At 65.1% G+C, this 18,165-nt stretch carries 6 protein-coding genes; all 6 read right to left on the bottom strand.

What is annotated here, in order from left to right; genetic code table 11:
• Positions 1-4,811 (bottom strand): non-ribosomal peptide synthetase (locus tag IGX34_RS16820; protein ID WP_192556881.1); only part of this gene is annotated, 4,811 nt, incomplete at its 3' end.
• Between the two features lie 61 nt (positions 4,812-4,872).
• On the bottom strand, positions 4,873-5,082 hold the full coding sequence (locus IGX34_RS16815) for an MbtH family protein (RefSeq protein ID WP_192556880.1): 210 nt from the start codon (positions 5,080-5,082) through the stop codon (positions 4,873-4,875).
• 40 nt (positions 5,083-5,122) lie between these two features.
• Positions 5,123-6,301 (bottom strand): pyridoxal phosphate-dependent aminotransferase, encoded by a 1,179-nt coding sequence (locus IGX34_RS16810; protein ID WP_192556879.1) that lies wholly within the window; start codon positions 6,299-6,301, stop codon positions 5,123-5,125.
• A 17-nt stretch (positions 6,302-6,318) separates the two neighbouring features.
• Positions 6,319-7,284, bottom strand: coding sequence for a fatty acid desaturase family protein (locus IGX34_RS16805; RefSeq protein ID WP_192556878.1), 966 nt, complete (start codon positions 7,282-7,284; stop codon positions 6,319-6,321).
• A 508-nt stretch (positions 7,285-7,792) separates the two neighbouring features.
• Positions 7,793-9,133, bottom strand: a complete 1,341-nt coding sequence (locus IGX34_RS16800; RefSeq protein WP_192556877.1) for an MFS transporter — start codon at positions 9,131-9,133, stop codon at positions 7,793-7,795.
• The gene (locus IGX34_RS16795; RefSeq protein ID WP_192556876.1) at positions 9,120-17,594 is read right to left on the bottom strand and encodes a non-ribosomal peptide synthetase; all 8,475 of its coding nucleotides are present in this window, start codon (positions 17,592-17,594) and stop codon (positions 9,120-9,122) included. The genes IGX34_RS16800 and IGX34_RS16795 overlap by 14 nt, the downstream gene beginning before the upstream one ends.
• Positions 17,595-18,165 lie beyond the last annotated feature (571 nt).

Genomic DNA, 18,165 nt, shown 5'->3' with positions numbered 1-18,165 from the left:
AGCCGTTCGAACGGCACGTCCTGATGCGCATAGGCGGCCAGCGCGGTTTCGCGTACACGTTCCAGCACCGTACTGAAGTCCGGCGTGCCGGACAGATCCGTGCGCAACACCAGGGTGTTGACGAAGAAGCCGATCAGCTCGTCCAGCGCACTGTCGGTGCGCCCGGCAATCGGGCTGCCGATGGCGATGTCCTCACCGGCGCCCAGGCGCGAGAGCAGCACCGCCAGCGATGCCTGCAACACCATGAACAAGGTGGCGCCATGGCTGCGTGCCAGTTCCTGCAGGCGTGCATGCAGTTCGGCGGAGATGCGCAGCGGCACCTGGCCGCCGCGATAGCTGGCCACCGGCGGCCGGGGCCGGTCGGTGGGCAGGGCGATCACTTCGGGCAGTTCGGCCAGCTGGGTGCGCCAATAGGCCAGCTGTTGCGCGAGCGCGCTATGCGGATCGCTTTCCTCGCCCAGGAACTGGCGCTGCCACAAGGTGTAGTCGGCGTACTGCACCGGCAGCGGCGCCCATTCCGGCGCGTTGCCTTGCAGGCGCGCACGATAGGCACGCTCGACATCGCGCCACAGCGGCAGCATCGACCAGCCGTCGCCGGCGATATGGTGCAGGTTGACCAGCAGTACGTGTTCGTCGTTGCCCAGGCGCAGCAGCGTTACGCGGATCGGCAGTTCGCGGCTGAGATCGAAGCGATGTGCGGCGGCGTTATGCAGGGCAATGGCCCAGCTGTCGGCATCGGCATCCTGGCGATGCAGCACCAGCGCCGCATCCGCGCGAATATGCTGGCGCGTCACGCCATCGGTTTCGTCGAACACGGTGCGCAGCGATTCATGCCGCGCCACCACGTCGACCAGTGCGGCTTCCAGTACGACGTCGTCGAGCGTGCCGCGCAGGCGCAGCGCGAACGGCATGTTGTAGGTGGTGCTGGGTCCTTCCAGCTGATGCAGGAACCACAGGCGGCTCTGCGCATACGACAGCGGCAACACCTGCGGACGCGGCTGCGCCTGCAGCGCCGGACGGATGATGCCGCCGGTTTCCAGTTGTGTCGCCAGCGTGGCGACCGTCGGTGCCTGGAACACCGCGCGGATCGGCAGTTCGACCTGGAAGGTGGCGCGGATCCGCGCCACCAGGCGCGTGGCCAGCAGCGAGTGGCCGCCCAGGTCGAAGAAGTTGTCGTCGATGCCGATACGCGGAAAGCCCAGCACGGCGCAGAACAGGCCGGCCAGGATTTCTTCCTGCGCATTGCGCGGTGCGCGCTGGCTGGTGGAAACGAATTCCGGCGCCGGCAGCGCGCGTTGATCCAGCTTGCCGTTATGCGTCAGCGGCAGGCGGTCCAGCGCCACGATCGCGCTGGGGATCATGTAGTCGGGCAACTGGCCGACCAGCGCATGGCGGATCGCTTCGCTGACCTTGGCCACCAGCCGGCGCGAGCGCAGGCGGTTGGTATGGCTGGGCGCGGCTTCGGCCGGCACGAACAGATCGGTCGGCTGAATGGCGCTGCCGTCCTCGGCGCGCGCCACCACCAGGTCGTAGCAGCCGTCGCCCGGCTGCGCAGACAATGTGCTCCAGAAGCAGTAGCCGGGCAGCGCATCGGTATCGGTAAACACTTGCGGATAGCCGCTGTGCGCGACGAACTCCAGCGATTCCTTGGCCGCGCGCGTATGGCCGCCGCCCTCGATCACGCTGTGCGCAGTGATTTCGCCAGCCAGCCGCGGGTAGGGAATGCGCTGGATACGCAGTGCCGGCAGCGCCAGCGTATCGAGCTGCGCGCGCAAGGCATCCAGGCTGTCCAGCTGCTCATTCCAGGCCAGCGTCGGAATCGCCTTGAACGAGCTCAGGCCGGTGCCGGCCATATGCAGCACTACGTCATAGCGGTGCCGGGTCAGTTCGTTGGAGGCGTGGCCGCGCTTGAGCTGCAGATCGATCCCGGCGATCTGCGCAAAGCGCGCCGGCAGTTGCGCGAAATAGCGCGGATCGATCAGCAGTTCTTCTTCGAAAAACAGATTCTTGGTGATGCGGCCTGGCAGCTCGCTGCCGGGCGTGTCGTCCGCCGCGCGGGTGATTTCCATGGTCGAACTGAAATAGCGGTGCGTGGCCAGATTGCGCACGTCGCCGATGAAGAAGCGGCCGCCCGGCGCGAGCAAGCGGCAGGCGGCGGCGATGACTTCGTCGAAGTAGGACTCGCCCGGGAAATACATCGACACCGAATTCATCACGATGGTGTCGAAGTACTGCTCCGGCAGGCCGTCGGTGCAGGTCGCCTGCTGCACGCGCAGATTCACTTTGCCGGCGAGGTCCGGACGCTTCTGCAGCAGGTGCCGGCAATGCTTGATCACGTCGGCGGACAGATCCGTGCCCCAGTATTCCTCGCAGGCATGCGCCGTTTCCTGCAGGATCAGGCCGTCGCCCACGCCGATTTCCAGCAGCCGCCGCGGCGCCAGGTCGAGCACGCGGCGGCAGGTCTGTGCCTGCCATTCGAGCATTTCATGGGTAGGAATGGGGTCGCCACTGTAGCTGCTGTCCCAGCCCCAGAACTTGTCTTGCTCGCGCTCTTCCACCGGCGCCACATACAGGCGCTGGTTGAGCTTGTCCCAGTTTTCGACGATCTCGTCGCGATCTTCGCCGGCCTGCACGTCGGCTTCGTTGATCACCACATAGCCGACCAGGTGCTTGAGCCCTTCGCGGTCGGTGCGCGGCACGGCTGCCGCGGCGACGATATTGGGCAGGCGCGCAAGCGCGGCAGTGACTTCGCCGGGCTCGATGCGGAAGCCGCGGATCTTGACCTGGTCATCGACGCGGCCGGCGATTTCCAGCACGCCGTCGGCATTCCACTTGGCCAGGTCGCCGGTGCGGTACATGCGTGCGCCGGCGGCGCCGAATGGGCAGGCGACGAAGCGTTCCGCGGTCAGCGCGCTGCGGCCGACATAGCCGCGCGCAAGGCCGGCGCCGGCGATATACAGCTCGCCGGGCACGCCCGGCGGCAGCGGCTGCAGGTGCTGGTCGAGGATATAGATCGCCGTGTTCCATACCGGCCGCCCGATCGGCACATAGCCGTTGCTGTCGGCCGGTTCGGCGAATACGTCGTAGACCGTGCTGGATACGGTCGCCTCGGTCGGACCGTAGTCGTTGACCAGGCGCAGGTCGGCCTGCGCCTCGCGCAGCATCGCTACCGTGCCCTGGCTGAGCGGTTCGCCGCCCACCGCCACGATGTCGCTGAGAAAGCGCAGCCGCTCGGCGGGAATGCGCGAGATCACGTGATTGAGATGGCTGGGCGTGCTGTTGACGAAGCCGCAGCGCTGGCCGGTGCGCGCATGCGCGATCAGCGTATCGACCGCGCCAGTGTCGCTGGTGAACTGCACGGTGGCGCGCGACAGCAGCGGCACCACGATGCTGAGAATAAAGCCGTCGAACGACAGCGAGGTGGCGACCGGGCAGGCCGCGCCTTCGGCAATGCGGTAGTAGTCGCGCGCCCAACAGGCATAGGAAACGATGCTGCGCGTCGCCAGCGCCACGCCCTTGGGTTTGCCGGTAGAACCGGAGGTGTAGATCACAAAGGCCAACTGATCGCCATGCAGCGGACTGCGGCGTTCGGCGTCGACCAGGTTATGCGACGCCTGCGCGGCCAGTGCGCCTTGCTGTGCCGCTTCGTCGAGCAGCAGCAACGCGTAGCCGGGCGGCAATGCGCGGGTGGCGGCAGCGTGCGTGACGATGCAGGCCGGCGCGGCATCGGCCAGCATGTAGGCCAGGCGTTCCGGCGGATAGTCCAGGTCCAGCGGCAGATAGCCGGCGCCGGCCTTCAGTACGCCCAGCATCGCCACCAGCGCATCGAGCGAGCGCGGCAGTGCCACGGCAACCAATTGTTCCGGACCGATCCCGCGCTGCACGAGTTCGCGGGCGAATTGATTGGCGCTGGCGTTCAACTGCGCGTAGCTGAGTGCATCGTCGGCAAGGCTGACCGCTGGCAACTGCGGCACTTGTGCTGCCTGCGCTTCGAACAGCGCGGGCAAGCTGGTGTCGGCCATCGCATGCGCGGTGTCGTTCCAGGTTTCGAGCAAGCAGTGCCGTTCGGCCGGCTGCAGGATCTCGATGCGATGCAGGGGCAGCGACGGATCCTGCACCACCGCCTGCAGCAGACGCAGATAACGCGCGGCCAGCGCTTCGATGCTGCCGCGATCGAACAGCTCCGCGGCAAACTCGATCGAGCCGATCAGGCCGGGCGGCACTTCGCCCGAGGTCGGGGCCAGATGCCAGATCAGGTCGTGCGGGACGCCGTCGACATCGGTCGTGTTGGCCGCGTCGGCTTTTTCCGCCAGCGCCAGCAGCACCTGTGCGAACGGACGATGCGCCGCGGCGTGCATCGGATGGATCGCAGCCACCAGCGACTGGAACGCGACGCGGTGCAGCTGCGCCTCGCCAAGTGCGGCCTTGCTCCGCTGCAACAGGTTGCCGAAAGCAGGGTCGCCCGCCAGTTCGCAGCACAGCAACAGCGGCTCGTGCTCGCCGGGCATGCGCAGGCCGACGGCGAACTGTTCGCCCGCGCCCAGCCGGCTCAGCAGCATGGCCAGTGCGGCATGCAAGGCCAGCTGCAACTCGCAGCCGTGTTCGCTGGCCAGTTGCTTCAGTCCGCGCAGCAGGGAAGGTTCGATCCGCAGCGGCACCGTGTCGCGCCGGGTGCCGGCGGCGGTGCCGCGCGGCCGATCCAGCGGTAGTGCGGTAACGTCCGGCAGCATGCGCAATTGGCGGCGCCAGTATTCGATATGTTCATCGCCGGAAGACAACGTGACCGAATACAGTTTCTGGTGCATCGACATGCGACGGCTCCCTTGGCCGGGTGAAGATCAAGCAGTAGCGAAACAGCCGTGCGCGGACGGCTCAGCTCATCGCAGCAACCAGGCTGTTCGGTCGCATGTCGGTCCAGTGCTGCTCGATGTAGCCGAGGCAGTTTTCGCGCGACATCGGCGCGGTCTGCGCCGCCCAGCCTGCGGGCACCGGAATGGAGGTGGGCCACAACGAGTACTGGCCTTCGTCATTCATCAGCGCAATGAACTCGCCGTCGGTGGCTTCGAATGGATTGCTGTGCATGGGCGTTGCTCCCTGGTGTGGATAGAGTCGGATCGGTGTTTCAGGCGCGCTTTTGCGCGGGAAGATGTTCGAGCAGGGCGGTTTCGAGGGCCTGGCAGGCCTGCTCGAATTCCGCCGGCGTCACGCCGAGCCGGATGCGGAAAAAGCCCGGCAGATCGAAGCTTTCGCCCGGCAGCACCAGCACGCCCGAGCGGTCGAGCAGGGCCTGTGCGAAGGACATCGAATCGGTGCTGTCGCGCAGCCGTGCAAACACCGTGCTGCCGCCATCCGGATCGGTGAAATCGATGGCGCCGCCGCTGTTCGTGGCGACCTGGCGCAGGCGTTGCAGGTTGTGCGTGATGGTGGCGATGGTCGCCGGCAGGATGGTGTGGCGCCGCTCCAGCAATTCGGCGCCGAGCTGGTCGCTGAGCAGCGGAATGGTGTGCGTGACCAGCAGCTTGAAATGGTGGTAGCGGGCCAGCAGCGCCGGTTCCGCAATGATCCAGCCGACCCGCAGGCCGGTGCAGCCGAAGCATTTGCCGACCGAGCCGAACGCCACGATATTGCGGCGCAGGCCGGCGGCCGAGGCGATGCAGTCCTGGGCGGGATCGCGGGTGAGGTAGCGATAGTGCTCGTCGACCACCACCACCGCGCCGACTTTTTCGGCGGCATCCGCGATGCGCAGGATGTCCTCCGGCGCATACACCGTGCCGGTGGGATTGTGCGGGGTATTGAGCAGCACGATGCGGGTATGCGCATCGATCGCACCGATCACCTCGTCGACCGGCAGCTGGAAGCCTTGCTCGGGGCGCAAGGCGATTTTGCGGATTTCATAGCCCAGCGCCTCGGGCACGTCGTACAGCGCGTGAAAGGCCGGCACCGGGATGACCAGGTTGGCGCCCGCTTGCTGGTGCGCCAGGCTGACGGTCACCACCGCTTCGGATACCCCGGCGGTGACCAGCACGCGGTCGGCCGCCAGCGAGTGATAGCTGGCGGCGACAGCCGCACGCAGGCGCGGCGAACCCCAGGTGCTGTTGTTGCCCAGCGACAGGGCGTGGATCCAGTGCTCGCTGCCGATATCGGGCAGCACGTCGCGCAGGCGGATGTCCTGCACGCTGCTCTCGCCGAGATTGATGCGTACCTTGTGGTCGTTTTCGACCAGCCAGGTATCCATGATGTTGGTGTTGAGTTGCTCGGCTTGGGTGGTCATCGGATCGTCCGCCTGGGTTGCATGGTTCATGGATCGGAGCGCAGCGCTTATTCGGCGCGTTGCAGCAACAGCGGCACCACCGAAGGCGCGCCATTGCGGGAAAAGAAAATGCCGCCGCACTCGTTGTCCCATTGCCGGTAGGCGTCGTCGCGCAGCAGTACGCGGTGCAGCTCGCGCATGCGCCAGAACGGCACGCGCGGGCGCAGGTGATGGGCCAGGTGATAGTTCTCGCTGTGCATGCCGGTCAGCAGCCCTTCCAGCCAGTGGCTGTTGCGGTTGCGCGTCATATGGATGTCGCGCCCGTTCTGCATCAGCGGTGCGTGTTCGGCCAGTTCGATAAACCAGCCGATCACCTGGAACGAGGTGAGGAAAGGGACGATCCAGAACAGCAGCAGATTCGCCAGCTGCCCGTAATACGCAGCGACCGCCGCGATGGCCAGCCAATAGGCGCAAAGGGTAAGGTTTTCCCTGCGCTCGGCGCGGCTCTTGTTTTTGCCGAAGGCGCGTTCTTTCACCAGATAGCCCAGATAACTCGGCACGTGGCCGAGCAGGCAGGGCTTGAGCAGGAACTCCCAGGCGTGGGTCTTGCGGTCCTTGATCGCGTACACGCCCTTGTCGAGCATGTAGCGATAATCCGCGTCGCCGTGCGGGTCGCCGAAGCGGCCGTGGTGGCCCACGACATGCGAACGCCGGTAGGCATTGAGCGTGGAAAAAATCAGGTAGCCGCTGAACCAGGTGGCGAGTATGCGCTCCAGCCGCTTATTGCGCGCCAGGGTGCCGTGCGAGGCCTCGTGCACGATCGTCGCCAGTGCGCGCTGACGCGAACCGATCAGCAGCAATGCCAGCGGATAGCAAGCCCAGCCAAAGCGCAGCGTTATGAATACGGAAAGCGCGACCACGCCAAGATCGCAGGCTACGGCCATTAATGCGTGCCAATTGTCGAGTTCGCACAGTGCCTCGGCCTCGGCGAGAATACTGCGGTCGAACGCGTGTTTAATCAGGTTACGCTCCATTATCGTCACACCTGAAAAAATCGATTGAAGGTAAGAAAAACGCAACACTATGCGAACAAATGAAAAGCACTTTTGCTTTTCATTTCGGAACCTTTACCGGCCGTTTTCCGATTGATGAATTGCCTTCAAAACCAGGCATGTTCAGGCAGCACCGCGCCTCGCCGCATTGCGCGCAGTGAATCGGTTTACGCAGATTTTCCGGCCGCTTGCAGCACGGCCAGGAGATATGTCACGACGCATCGCTTCAGTATCGATGCGGTGACCCACACGACGTTCTTGACTTGCTCTTGCTAACGCACGGGCCCCTGTTTGCCCCTTATAAAGTTTGACAGAGCGAACCGTGAAGCCGATGTAGAGGTGTGCAAATAAGCGCGCGCAATCATTGAATATTCACGTGCGTGCGCACAGATCGCGCATATTCACTTCGCTTATACAAGCCAATGGATTGTTTTATTCCGTACGCATATGAATTGGAACGATGCAAATTGTCTGGCAATTAAACTAATAATCACGCATCGCTTGCCGGCGTCGTTTCGGGCGCGATCGCGGATATTTCCTTGGCATCGAATGCGTGCGGATAGTGCGTGCTGTACCAGCCTTCCACATCCTTGTCGTCGAGTTCGAGAAAGGTGCGGAAGTTGGGGGTGACCCAGTAGCCCGCGCTGCCGAGCAAGAGCGTGATGCCGAAAATGAGGTATACGAAAGAGATCGGCCAATGCATCAGCCATAGCCCGGCCAGCGCCGGGCCCACAATGGCCGACAGCTGGGTCACCACCACGTTCACCGCCATCATGCGCGTGCGGAAACGCTTGGGTGAGGCAAGGATGCGGCGCGAATAGCCCATCATCACCACGATCGAATTCATGAAGCCGACCAGCAGCAGCGATGCCGCCATGGTCAGCGGCGCATGGGTCTGGCCGACCAGCACCAGCGCGGGACCGAGCAAGGTAATCGCCGCCACGCGCAAGCGGAAACGCCCGAGCCGTTCCACGATGCGCGCATTGCTGCCGACGGCGGCGCCGAGCAGCATGCCCAGCGAGACCGATGCTTCGCAGATGCCGAGCCACTGTCCGGACAATCCCATGGCATGCACTTTCAACGGCAGCAGCATGCCGATGCACGGTATCAATGCCAGGCCGACCACGAAGGTGATGATGGTCCAGTTGCGCTCCAGTCCGATGCGCCATTTGGCGCGCACGCCGGCACTCAGTTCCTGCCACCAGCCGCCGCGCGGGTGAGTCGTCGCTGGCGGACTGGCCGGCAAACTCTCGGTCACTGCCAGCACCGCCAGGATCAGCACAATCTGCAGCCACAGCGCGAAGCTCACGCCGGCGAAGCTCAGCGCCAGGCCGCCGAGCATCGGGCCGCCGAGCTGGCCGGCCGATTGCCAGAATTTCTGCTGCTGCATCGCCTGCGGCAGCGCCGCCTGCGGCAGCAGGTCCGATGCCATTACGCTCATCAGGGGAATCACCATCGACAAGCCCGACAGCGCCACGATTTCCACGGCGAGCAGCAGGCGGATGTCGTAATAGCCGAAGCTGGCCAGGCAGGCCGTGCCGATGGCGCCAAGCAGATAGACGCACAGGCCGATGCGGATCAGCAGGCGCTTGCTATGCCGGTCGCCCAGCATCGACATCAGCGGCATGGTCAGGCATACCGCCACCGCGCACAGCGTGGCGTACAAGGCGAGGTCGTGCCGCCCGTTCTTCAGCGTGATCCACCAGGGCACGGCGACCTGGCCGACCATCATCGCCACCAGCACCATGGCGTTGCCGCATAGAAAGCGGCGGAATGCACGTATGGCGGAAGCCGGCTCGGCCGGCGGCGGGGTGGCATCAATCGGCGGCATACAGGCTACCTGCAATGGCGCGGCCGATACGCTCGATCGCACTGTGTTCCATCAGTTCGTGATGACCGTGCGGCACTTTCAGATAGCGATGGTGCGGCGTGCCGTCCACGCCCCACCAGTTCGCCATATGCAGCGGCGACTCCAGCGGCACCGCATCGCGCTCCGCTTCCACCACGGTCATGCTGGTGCGCACCGGCTGACGCTGGAACGCGCTGAGGAACGCGCTGTTCAAGCGGCAGGTAGTGAACAGCCGCGACTTGGGCACGTGGTGCGAAACGCCGGCGAACAGATGATCGATGTAATTGGCGATTTCCGCGTCGGTGCGCGGGCCGGTGCCGTAGAAATGTTCCGCGCCGATCGGCGTGGCATCCAGCAGGATCAGGTTGGCAACGGTCTTGCCGCGTTCTTCCAGCAACTGCGTCATACGATGCGCAACATAGCCGCCGAACGACCAGCCCAGCAGGTTGTAGGGTCCATCCGGATAGAGTTCGCCCATTTCCCGCAGGTATTCCTCCACCAGTGCATCCAGTGTTTGCGGTGGACGATCGCTGCGGCTCAGGCTGGGTGCGTTGAAGGCATAGATCGGCTGGTCGGCGGGCAGCACTTCGCGCAGGCGTCCGTACGAAATGCCTACGCCGGTCAACGGCGGTACGCAGAACAAGGGCGCCAGGCCATTGCCGCGCTGAATCGGCAGCAGCACCGGGAACAAGTCGTCGGCGAGCCGGTCCGCGGCGTGGTCGTCGTAGATCCGCGGTTGCGGCGCCGTCAGCTCGATGTCGGCGGAGGCGCTCGGTTCCGCTTGCGCCTGCGCGAACTGAGTCAGTTCGTCCAGCCAGGCCTGTGCCAGCGCTTGCATGTCGACGGGGGCAAAGACATCCGCCGCCCATGACCAGCTTGCCTGCAGTTGCGTGCCGGTGCTGTCGTCGATCGCGGCTACGTTGAGCGAAATGGCATGCGACAGCGCGCGTGCCTTGTCCACTTGCAGGGTGCGCTCCAGCGCTGCCGTCTGCCAGTCGCCATCGCCGGCGCGGTAGCGGCCGAGATAATTGAACGCCACTTGCGAAGGTGCGTACGCAGCGAGGTTGGCACGGCCCTCGTCGCTGAGATAGCGCAGGATGCCGTAGCCGATACCGTTGTTGGGCAGGCGCCGGCACTGCGCGGCAAGCTGCTGGACAAGGCGCGAAAGCGGCAGCTGCTGCCGCGTGGCTTCAGCTGCGCCGGATACGCCAGCATCGAGTTGCACCGGATACAGACTGGTGAACCAGCCGAGCGTGCGGGCGAGATCGACTTGATCGCCGATCTCTTCGCGGCCATGGCCTTCCACGTCGATGCGCACAGCCGTGCCGTCGCCGTAGCCGTATGCGGCACGCCAGCGGCTCAGGGCCAGTGCCAGCGCGGCCAGCAACAGCTCGTGCGGTGTTACTCGCCATTGTGGTGCGATGCGCTCCAGCAACGGTGCGGCGAGGGATGCCGGTACCGTCAGCTGCAGCGACTGTTCATTGCCGAAACAATCCAGCGATGCCGTCAGCGGGCGTTGTCCGAGCACCGGATCGGGCGTGCGCTGGATCGACAGCCACAGCGGCAACTCCTCGTGCAGGCGCGCCGATGCGCCGGCTGCCAGCAGCGCCGCTGACCATTGCGCAAACGAAGTGCCCACCGGCATCAGTGCCGGCGCGCTGTTTTGGGTCGCCGCCTCGTAGGCGGCCTGCAGATCGGGCACCAGGATGCGCCACGACACCGCATCTACGGCCAGGTGGTGGATCACCAGCAGCAAGCGCCCCTGTTCGGCGCCGCCGTCCTGCCACACCGCATGCAGCAGTTTGCCGTTGGCGGCATCGAGTGCATCGGCGGCGGCTTCGGCGGCATCCATCCAATGTTCCGGCTGGGCGACCTGGGTCCAACAACGCTCGGCCTGGATCACACCGGGCGGCAGCAATTCCAGCGCATGATCGTCGCCCAGCCGCATGCGCAGCGTGTCGTGATGATCGAGCACTGCCTGCAAGGCCTGCAGCAGATGCGGCGCCGATGCGCCGGCCGGGGTGCGCAATACCGTGGATTGCAGATAGCGGTTGGTAGCGCCGCGCTCGAAGAACCATTGCATGATCGGCGTTGGCACAAAGCGCGTCGCCACCGCCGCTCGGGCTGCCGCTGCCTGCAGCGGCAGGGCGACCGCGGCCAGCGCAGCGACCGAGGGATGGCCGAAAATATCGCGCGGCGTGATGCGCAGGCCGGCCTTGCGCATGTGGTTGATCAGCTCGATCGAGCGGATGCTGTCGCCGCCCAGGTCGAAGAAGCTCGCATCGATATCGATCTGTTCCAGGCCGAGCACCTGCCGGAACAGCGCCGCCACGATCAGTTCCTGCGGCGTACGCGGTACGCGCTGGCCGACCAGTCCCTGGCTGGGCGAGGGCAGCGCGGTGTGATCGAGCTTGCCGTTGGGAGTCAGCGGCAGTTGCTGCAGCAGCATGATCGATGCCGGCAGCATGAAGGCGGGCAGTTCGCCGGCTACTGCGCGGCGCAACGCTTGTACATCCAGGTTGGCGTCCGCGCGCGCAACCACATAGCCGAGCAATTGCTTCTGACCGCGCAGATCCGCACGTGCGATGACTGCCGCCTGGGCCACGCCCGGCTGACGCAACAGCGCCGCCTCGATTTCGCCGGGCTCGATGCGGTGGCCGCGGATTTTTACCTGCGTATCGTTGCGGCCCAGATAATCCAGGCGACCGTCGCGCAGCCAGCGTGCACGGTCGCCGGTGCGATACATGCGACTGCCCGGTGCGCCATGCGGGTTGGCTACGAAGCGTTCCGCGCTGGGCGCCGGGCGCCGCAGATAACCGCGCGCCAGGCATGCGCCGGCCAGATACAGCTCGCCGGCCACGCCCGGCGCAACCGGCTGCAAGGCGGCATCGAGTACGTAGGCCTGGGTATTCCACAGTGGCCGTCCGATCGGCACGCTGCCGGCACCACGCAGATCTTCGGCAACGCGATGGGTAATACAGCCGACGGTGGCTTCGGTGGGGCCGAATTCGTTGACGATGCGCACATCCGGGTAGCGTTCCTGCCAGAACGCCAGGTCGCTTGCGTTGGCGGCTTCGCCGCCGAGCACCAGTGTGCGCGCCGGCATGGCGCCGCGCTGTTCGGCCAGGGCCTGATTGAGCGGCTTCAACTGCGTGGGCGTGAGCTTGATCAGGTCGTAGGTGTAATCGGGATTGCCGGTGAAGATCGAACCCGAGGCCAGCATCGCCACCGGCTGGCCGGCGAGCAGCGGACCGAACAGCAAGGTGACGCTGCCGTCGAAGGTCGGCGAAAGCGTAAGCGGCGCGCCGTTGCCACCGTCGTTGAAGTAGGCCTGGCGTGTCCAGGCAAAGTAATTGGCCAGGCTGGCATGCTCGATCACCACGCCCTTGGGACGGCCGGTGGAGCCGGAGGTATAGATCACGTAGGCCGGATGCGTGGCGCGCAATGGCCGCACGCGTTGCTCGTCGCGCGGATTGCTCTCGGCCTGGCGCGACAACCGCGCTACGCCATCGGCGGCATCCAATGTCCATACCAGCGTGCTGTGCGCGAAAGTGCCGAGATTGGCGGTATCGGTGATCACACAGGCCGGTTGTGCATCGGCCAGCATCAGGGCAATGCGTTCGGGCGGATATTCCAGGTCCACCGGCAGATAGGCGGCGCCGGCTTTCCACACGCCCAGCATGGTGGCCAGCATGTCGGCGCCACGCGGCAGGCCGATCGCCACGAACTGTTCGCTGCCGATGCCGGCCTCGATCAGCGCATGCGCGATGCGGTTGGCGCGCCGGTTCAGCGCATCGAAACTCAGCTCGCCGCGACCGAGCAGTACCGCATCCGCTGCGGGCGTGGCGGCCGCCTGCCGTTCGAACAGACGCGGCATGGTTTCGGCGGTGACCGGCCACGCCGTACGGTTCCAATCGTGCAGGATCTGTTGACGTTCCTGTTCGCCGAGCAGCTCCAGCTGGTCGAGCCGGCGGCCCGGGTCGGCGGCTACCTGGCCCAGCAAGCGCAACAGCCGATCGGCAAAACCCTGCACGGTTTGCCGATCGAACAGATCGGTGGCGAATTCGATGCAGCCGATCAGTTCGCCGCTATCGCCATCGGCCTTGTGCAATTCGGCGAAATGGAAGGTGAGGTCGAACTTGGCGATGTCGAACTGGCGCGGGTATTCGCTGACCGTAATGCCGGGCAGCAGCAGGCGTTCCTCGGGATTGTTCTGCAATACCACCATCACCTGGAACAGCGGATGGTGGGTGGTGGAACGCGCCGGCTTGAGCACGTCGACCAGCTGATCGAACGGCATGTCCTGATGCGAATAAGCGGCCAGGTCGGCACTGCGCACGCGCGCCAGCAAATCCATAAAGCTCGGATTGCCGGCCAGGTCGGTGCGCAGCACCAGCGTATTGACGAAGCAGCCGACCAGATCGTGCAGGGCGTTGTCATTGCGGCCGGCCAGTGGTGTGCCCAGCGGGATATCGCTGCCGGCGCCGAGTTTGTACAGCAAGCTGGCGACGGCGGCGTGCAACAGCATGAACAGGCTGCAGCGCGCCTTGTGCGCCAGCGCATGCAATTGCTGTTGCACTTCCGGCTCGATGCCGAAGCGCAGCGTATCGCCGCGATAGCTGGCCTGCGCCGGACGCGGCCGGTCGGTAGGCAGTTCGAGTTGTTCGGGCAGGCCGGCGAGGCTCTTTTTCCAGAAGGCGATCTGCGTGGCGATCGCGCTGGACGGATCGTCCGCCGTCCCCAGCCATTGGCGTTGCCACAGCGTGTAATCGACATATTGCACCGGCAGCGGTGCCGGCGCGGGAAGCTCGCCGCGGCTGCGGGCGGTGTAGGCCGCGCCTAGATCGTTGGCCAGCGGGGCCATCGAGCCGCCGTCGCTGGCGATATGGTGCAGCAGCAGCAACAGCACATGCAGCTGGTCGCCGAGTACGAACAACTTGCAGCGCACCGGCAGTTCCTGTGCCAGGTCGAAGCGGTGCATGCAGGCTTCGCGCAGGCTGTCGGGCAGCTCGGCTTCGGTAAGTGTCGACAGCTCGAACGGTACCAGGGCTTCATCGGCCGGCACGATCAGCTGCCGCGCCTGGCCTTCGTGCTCGACAAAGCGCGTGCGCAGGCTTTCATGGCGTGCCACCACGTCGTTCACCGCCTGGCGCAGGGCCTGCGCATCGAGCGTGCCCTCCAGGCGGATGGGCAGTGGCACGTTATAGGTGGCGCTGTGGCCTTCTAGCTTGTGCAGAAACCACAGCCGCTGTTGCGCAAACGACAACGGGATTGCCGGCGGGCGCTGCTGCGGCTGCAAGGTGGTGCGCGCGGCATCGCGCGATTCCAGCAGTGGCACCAGCGCCGCCACCGTCGGCAATTCGAACAATTCGCTGATCGGCATTTCGATGCCGAACACCGAACGTATGCTGCTGACCAGGCGCATCGCCAGCAGCGACTGTCCGCCGAGGTCGAAGAAATTGTCGTCGATGCCCACGCGCGGCCTGCCCAGGACTTCGGCAAACAGGCCAGCCAGGATTTCTTCCTGCGGCGTACGCGGCGCGCGGCTTGCCGCCGCGGCGAAAGCCGGTGCGGGCAGGGCTTTGCGGTCCACCTTGCCGTTAACGGTCAGCGGCAGTGCGTCCAGCAGCACGATCGCCGCCGGCAGCATGTAGTCGGGCAATTGGGTGGACAGCGCGCTGCGCAAGCTTGCTTCGTCCAGGCTGTGGCCGCTTGCGGCTACCACATAAGCGACCAGGTGCCGCTGGGCGGCTTCGTCCTCGCGCACCATCACATAACTGTGCGCAACACCTGGCAGGCGCGACACCGCGGCATCGATCTCGCCCAGTTCGATGCGGAAGCCGCGCAGCTTGATCTGCTGGTCGCCGCGGCCGACGTAATCGAGCTTGCCATCGGGCAGCCAGCGTACCACATCGCCGGTGCGATAGAGACGGCTGCCTGGAGCGCCATGCGGATTGGCGATAAAACGCTCTGCCGTCAATGCAGCGCGTCGCAGATAGCCGCGCGCCAGCCCGTTGCCGCCCAGATACAACTCGCCCGGCACGCCGGGCGGTACCGGTTGCAGTGCGTGATCCAGTACGTAGGCCTGGGTATTGTCGAGCGGCCGCCCGATCGGCACGCTGGCCTCGATGCGGCAGGGCGCACGCAGCCAGCAGCCGGTGGCGAAAGTGGTGGTTTCGGTCGGGCCGTAGACGTTCACCACTTCCAGTTGCGGCCAGCGTTCGAGCAACTGCTCGAAGACTGAAGGCGCCGCCGCTTCGCCGCCGGTGTGCAGCGTGCGCAGCTGCGCCAGGCATGCCGGCGCCTGCTCCAGCAGGATGCGCAGCAGGGCGGTAGTGATGAATGCGGTGGTGACGCGATGGCGTTCGATCGTGTCGGCCAGTACCTGTACATCGGTCTTGCCGGGCGGCGCCAGCACGATGGTGCGGCCGCTCAGCAAGGGCATCCAGGTTTCATAGGTGGAGGCGTCGAACACCTGCGGCGAATGCATCAGCACGCGCTGCTGCGCGGCATCGGTCAGGCGCTGGTCCAGCGCCAGGTCCACCACGTTGCGATGCGTAACGGCAATACCTTTGGGCTGGCCGGTGGAGCCGGAGGTGTACATCACATAGGCCAGCTGCTCCGCATGCGCCGCGCAGTCGGGTGCATGCATGGGCGACTGCGCGGCCAGCGCAGCCTCCTGTTCGAACACCGCAATGCGGCATTCGCCGGCCGGCAGCCGCGGCGCCAGCGCGGCGCTGGCAAGGACCAGCGGCGCATCGGCATCGGCCAGCATATGCGACAGGCGCACCGGCGGATAATCGGCATCCAGCGGCAGATAGGCGGCGCCCGCCTTCAGTACGGCGAGCAGCGCAACGATGCGTTCGAACGACGATTCCATGCACAGGCCGATCAGTTGCCCGGCACCGGCGCCCAATGCCTGCAGTCGATGCGCCAGTTGATTGGCGCGCTGCTCCAGTTGGGCATAGCTGAGCTGGCGTTGATCATCCTGCAGAGCGACGGCGTCCGGCGTGCGGGCCGCCTGCTGCGAAAACAGCTGGTGCAGCGTGGCGTGCGGCATGCTTCGCGCGGTGGCGTTCCAATCCACCAGGATCTGCCGCCGCTCATCCTCGCCGAGCAGGTCGATGCGGTCGATCGGACGGTCCGGATCGTCGGCTACCAGCTGCAGCAGCCGTGCAAGGCGCTGGGTAAGCAGCGCGATGGTGTCGCGTCCGAACAGATCAGTGGCGAATTCCACTTCCAGCAGCATGCTCTGGGCTACGCCCTGGTCCGGCCGCTGCTGGATGAAATTGAAAGTGAGATCGAATTTGGCGACGCGAATGTCCGGCCACACGCTGCGTGTTTTCAGCCCGCCTAGCGGCAGCGGTATTTCGCCGCCGTCGACCACGGCTACCGTCACCTGGAACAAGGGATGGTAGGCCGGCGTGCGGGTGGGATTGATCGCGTCGACCAGATAATCGAAAGGCAGGTCGTGATTCGAGTAGGCATCCAGGTTGATCCGCCGCACCCGTTCCAGCAGCTTGGAGAAACTGGGATTGCCCGACAGATCCGTGCGCAGCACCAGCATGTTCACGAAAAAGCCGATCATGTCGTTCAGCACGGCGTCCGTGCGGCCGGCGAACGAGGAGCCGAGCGGAATATCGTTGCCTGCACCGAGCTTGCCGAGCAGCAGGGCGACGGCGGCCTGGAACAGCATGAACGGAGTGACGCGATGCTTGCGCGCCACCTCTTGCAGACGCGGGTACAGGCCGGTGCCCAGGTCGCACATCAGCGTGTCGCCGCGATAGCTGGCCTTGCCGGGCCGCGGCCGATCGTAGGGCAGGGTCAACTGGTCGGGCAGGCCGGCCAGAGCTTTTTTCCAGTAGGCAGTCTGGCGCGCGATGATGCTGTCCGGATCGGACGGGTCACCCAGCTGCTTGCGCTGCCATTGCGCGTATTCGCCGTATTGCACTTCCAGTGGCGCGCGTGCGGGCGCCTGGCCTGCGCAGCGCGCGTCATAGGCTTCGGCCAGATCGCGCACCATCGGGCCATGCGACCAGCCGTCGGTGGCGATGTGATGCATGACCGCGATAAACACATGCAGCTGGTCGTGCAGCTTGAACAGATGGCAGCGAAAGGGAATTTCGCGTTTTAGATCGAAACAATAATTGCTGGCACGATCCAATGCCGCCGAAAGCGCAGCTTCATCCAGTTCGACGATCTGCAGCGGCGTTTCCAGTCCGGCAAGTTCCACCACCTGTTGCTGGCCGGTGCCGTCGGTACCGGAAAACACGGTGCGCAGGCTTTCGTGGCGCGCGATCAGATCGCCGATCGCGGCGCGCAAGGCGGCCACCTGCAGCGGCCCTTCGATGCGCCAGATGGTCGCGATGTTGTAGGTGGTGCTCGGCCCCTCGAACAGATGTTGGAACCAGAGTCGCTGTTGCGGATATGACAAAGGCGTCATGCGCAGCTCCGTGCAGAGGAGGCGAGAAAATTGCCGCGTCGCGAAGCGCAGGCAAAGCCGGGCCGCCACCGGTCTTGTCGGCGGTTATGGCGGGAAACAGGCGCGTAAAAGACGTGCTTCATTCGCGAGCGGCTCATCCTTGCGACACGGAATTCCAGGCGGGCGTAGCAATCCGAATCCATACGGATTCGGATGGTTTCAGTTTCTTGTCACCGCAGCGCTGCGTGTGTCCGGCGTTTTACACACTGCCGGAATCGCGGCGGCCGCACACACACTTTCCCTTGTTGCGTGCGCTCTCCCGGCCTGTGCATGGCTGCACAACTCACATGCGATCGACCGGCCCCTTGCCTTGAGAACGTAAAGCTTTTTCAGTCTGGCATAGGGTCGCGTGAAGACGGTATGAAGAACGCGGTGCTTCAAATCACCGCTTCGCTCAATGTGATTTGCATCAATTGCACTCGCATTGCGCGTAGCTTAGTCTTCCGCCCGCGCCGGCCTGGTTCCACTGCTACCGCGACGCGTAGCACGGTTTCACGCGCTTCTGTTTCCTTGCTTTTGCCGGCGCAAAAGC

The sequence above is a fragment of the Dyella acidiphila genome (assembly GCF_014863405.1).
GTDB classification, from domain to species: Bacteria; Pseudomonadota; Gammaproteobacteria; order Xanthomonadales; family Rhodanobacteraceae; genus Dyella_B; species Dyella_B acidiphila.
The sequence above is the reverse complement of the archived record's forward strand: the minus strand, read 5'-3'. Positions and strand labels throughout refer to the sequence as shown.

Excerpts from the sequence above, each read along its gene's own strand:
- IGX34_RS16795 (WP_192556876.1), bottom strand. The coding sequence starts at position 17,594 with ATGACGCCTTTGTCATATCCGCAACAGCGACTCTGGTTCCAACATCTG.
- IGX34_RS16810 (WP_192556879.1), bottom strand. The coding sequence starts at position 6,301 with ATGAACCATGCAACCCAGGCGGACGATCCGATGACCACCCAAGCCGAG.
- IGX34_RS16805 (WP_192556878.1), bottom strand. The coding sequence starts at position 7,284 with ATGGAGCGTAACCTGATTAAACACGCGTTCGACCGCAGTATTCTCGCC.
- IGX34_RS16800 (WP_192556877.1), bottom strand. The coding sequence starts at position 9,133 with ATGCCGCCGATTGATGCCACCCCGCCGCCGGCCGAGCCGGCTTCCGCC.
- IGX34_RS16815 (WP_192556880.1), bottom strand. The coding sequence starts at position 5,082 with ATGCACAGCAATCCATTCGAAGCCACCGACGGCGAGTTCATTGCGCTG.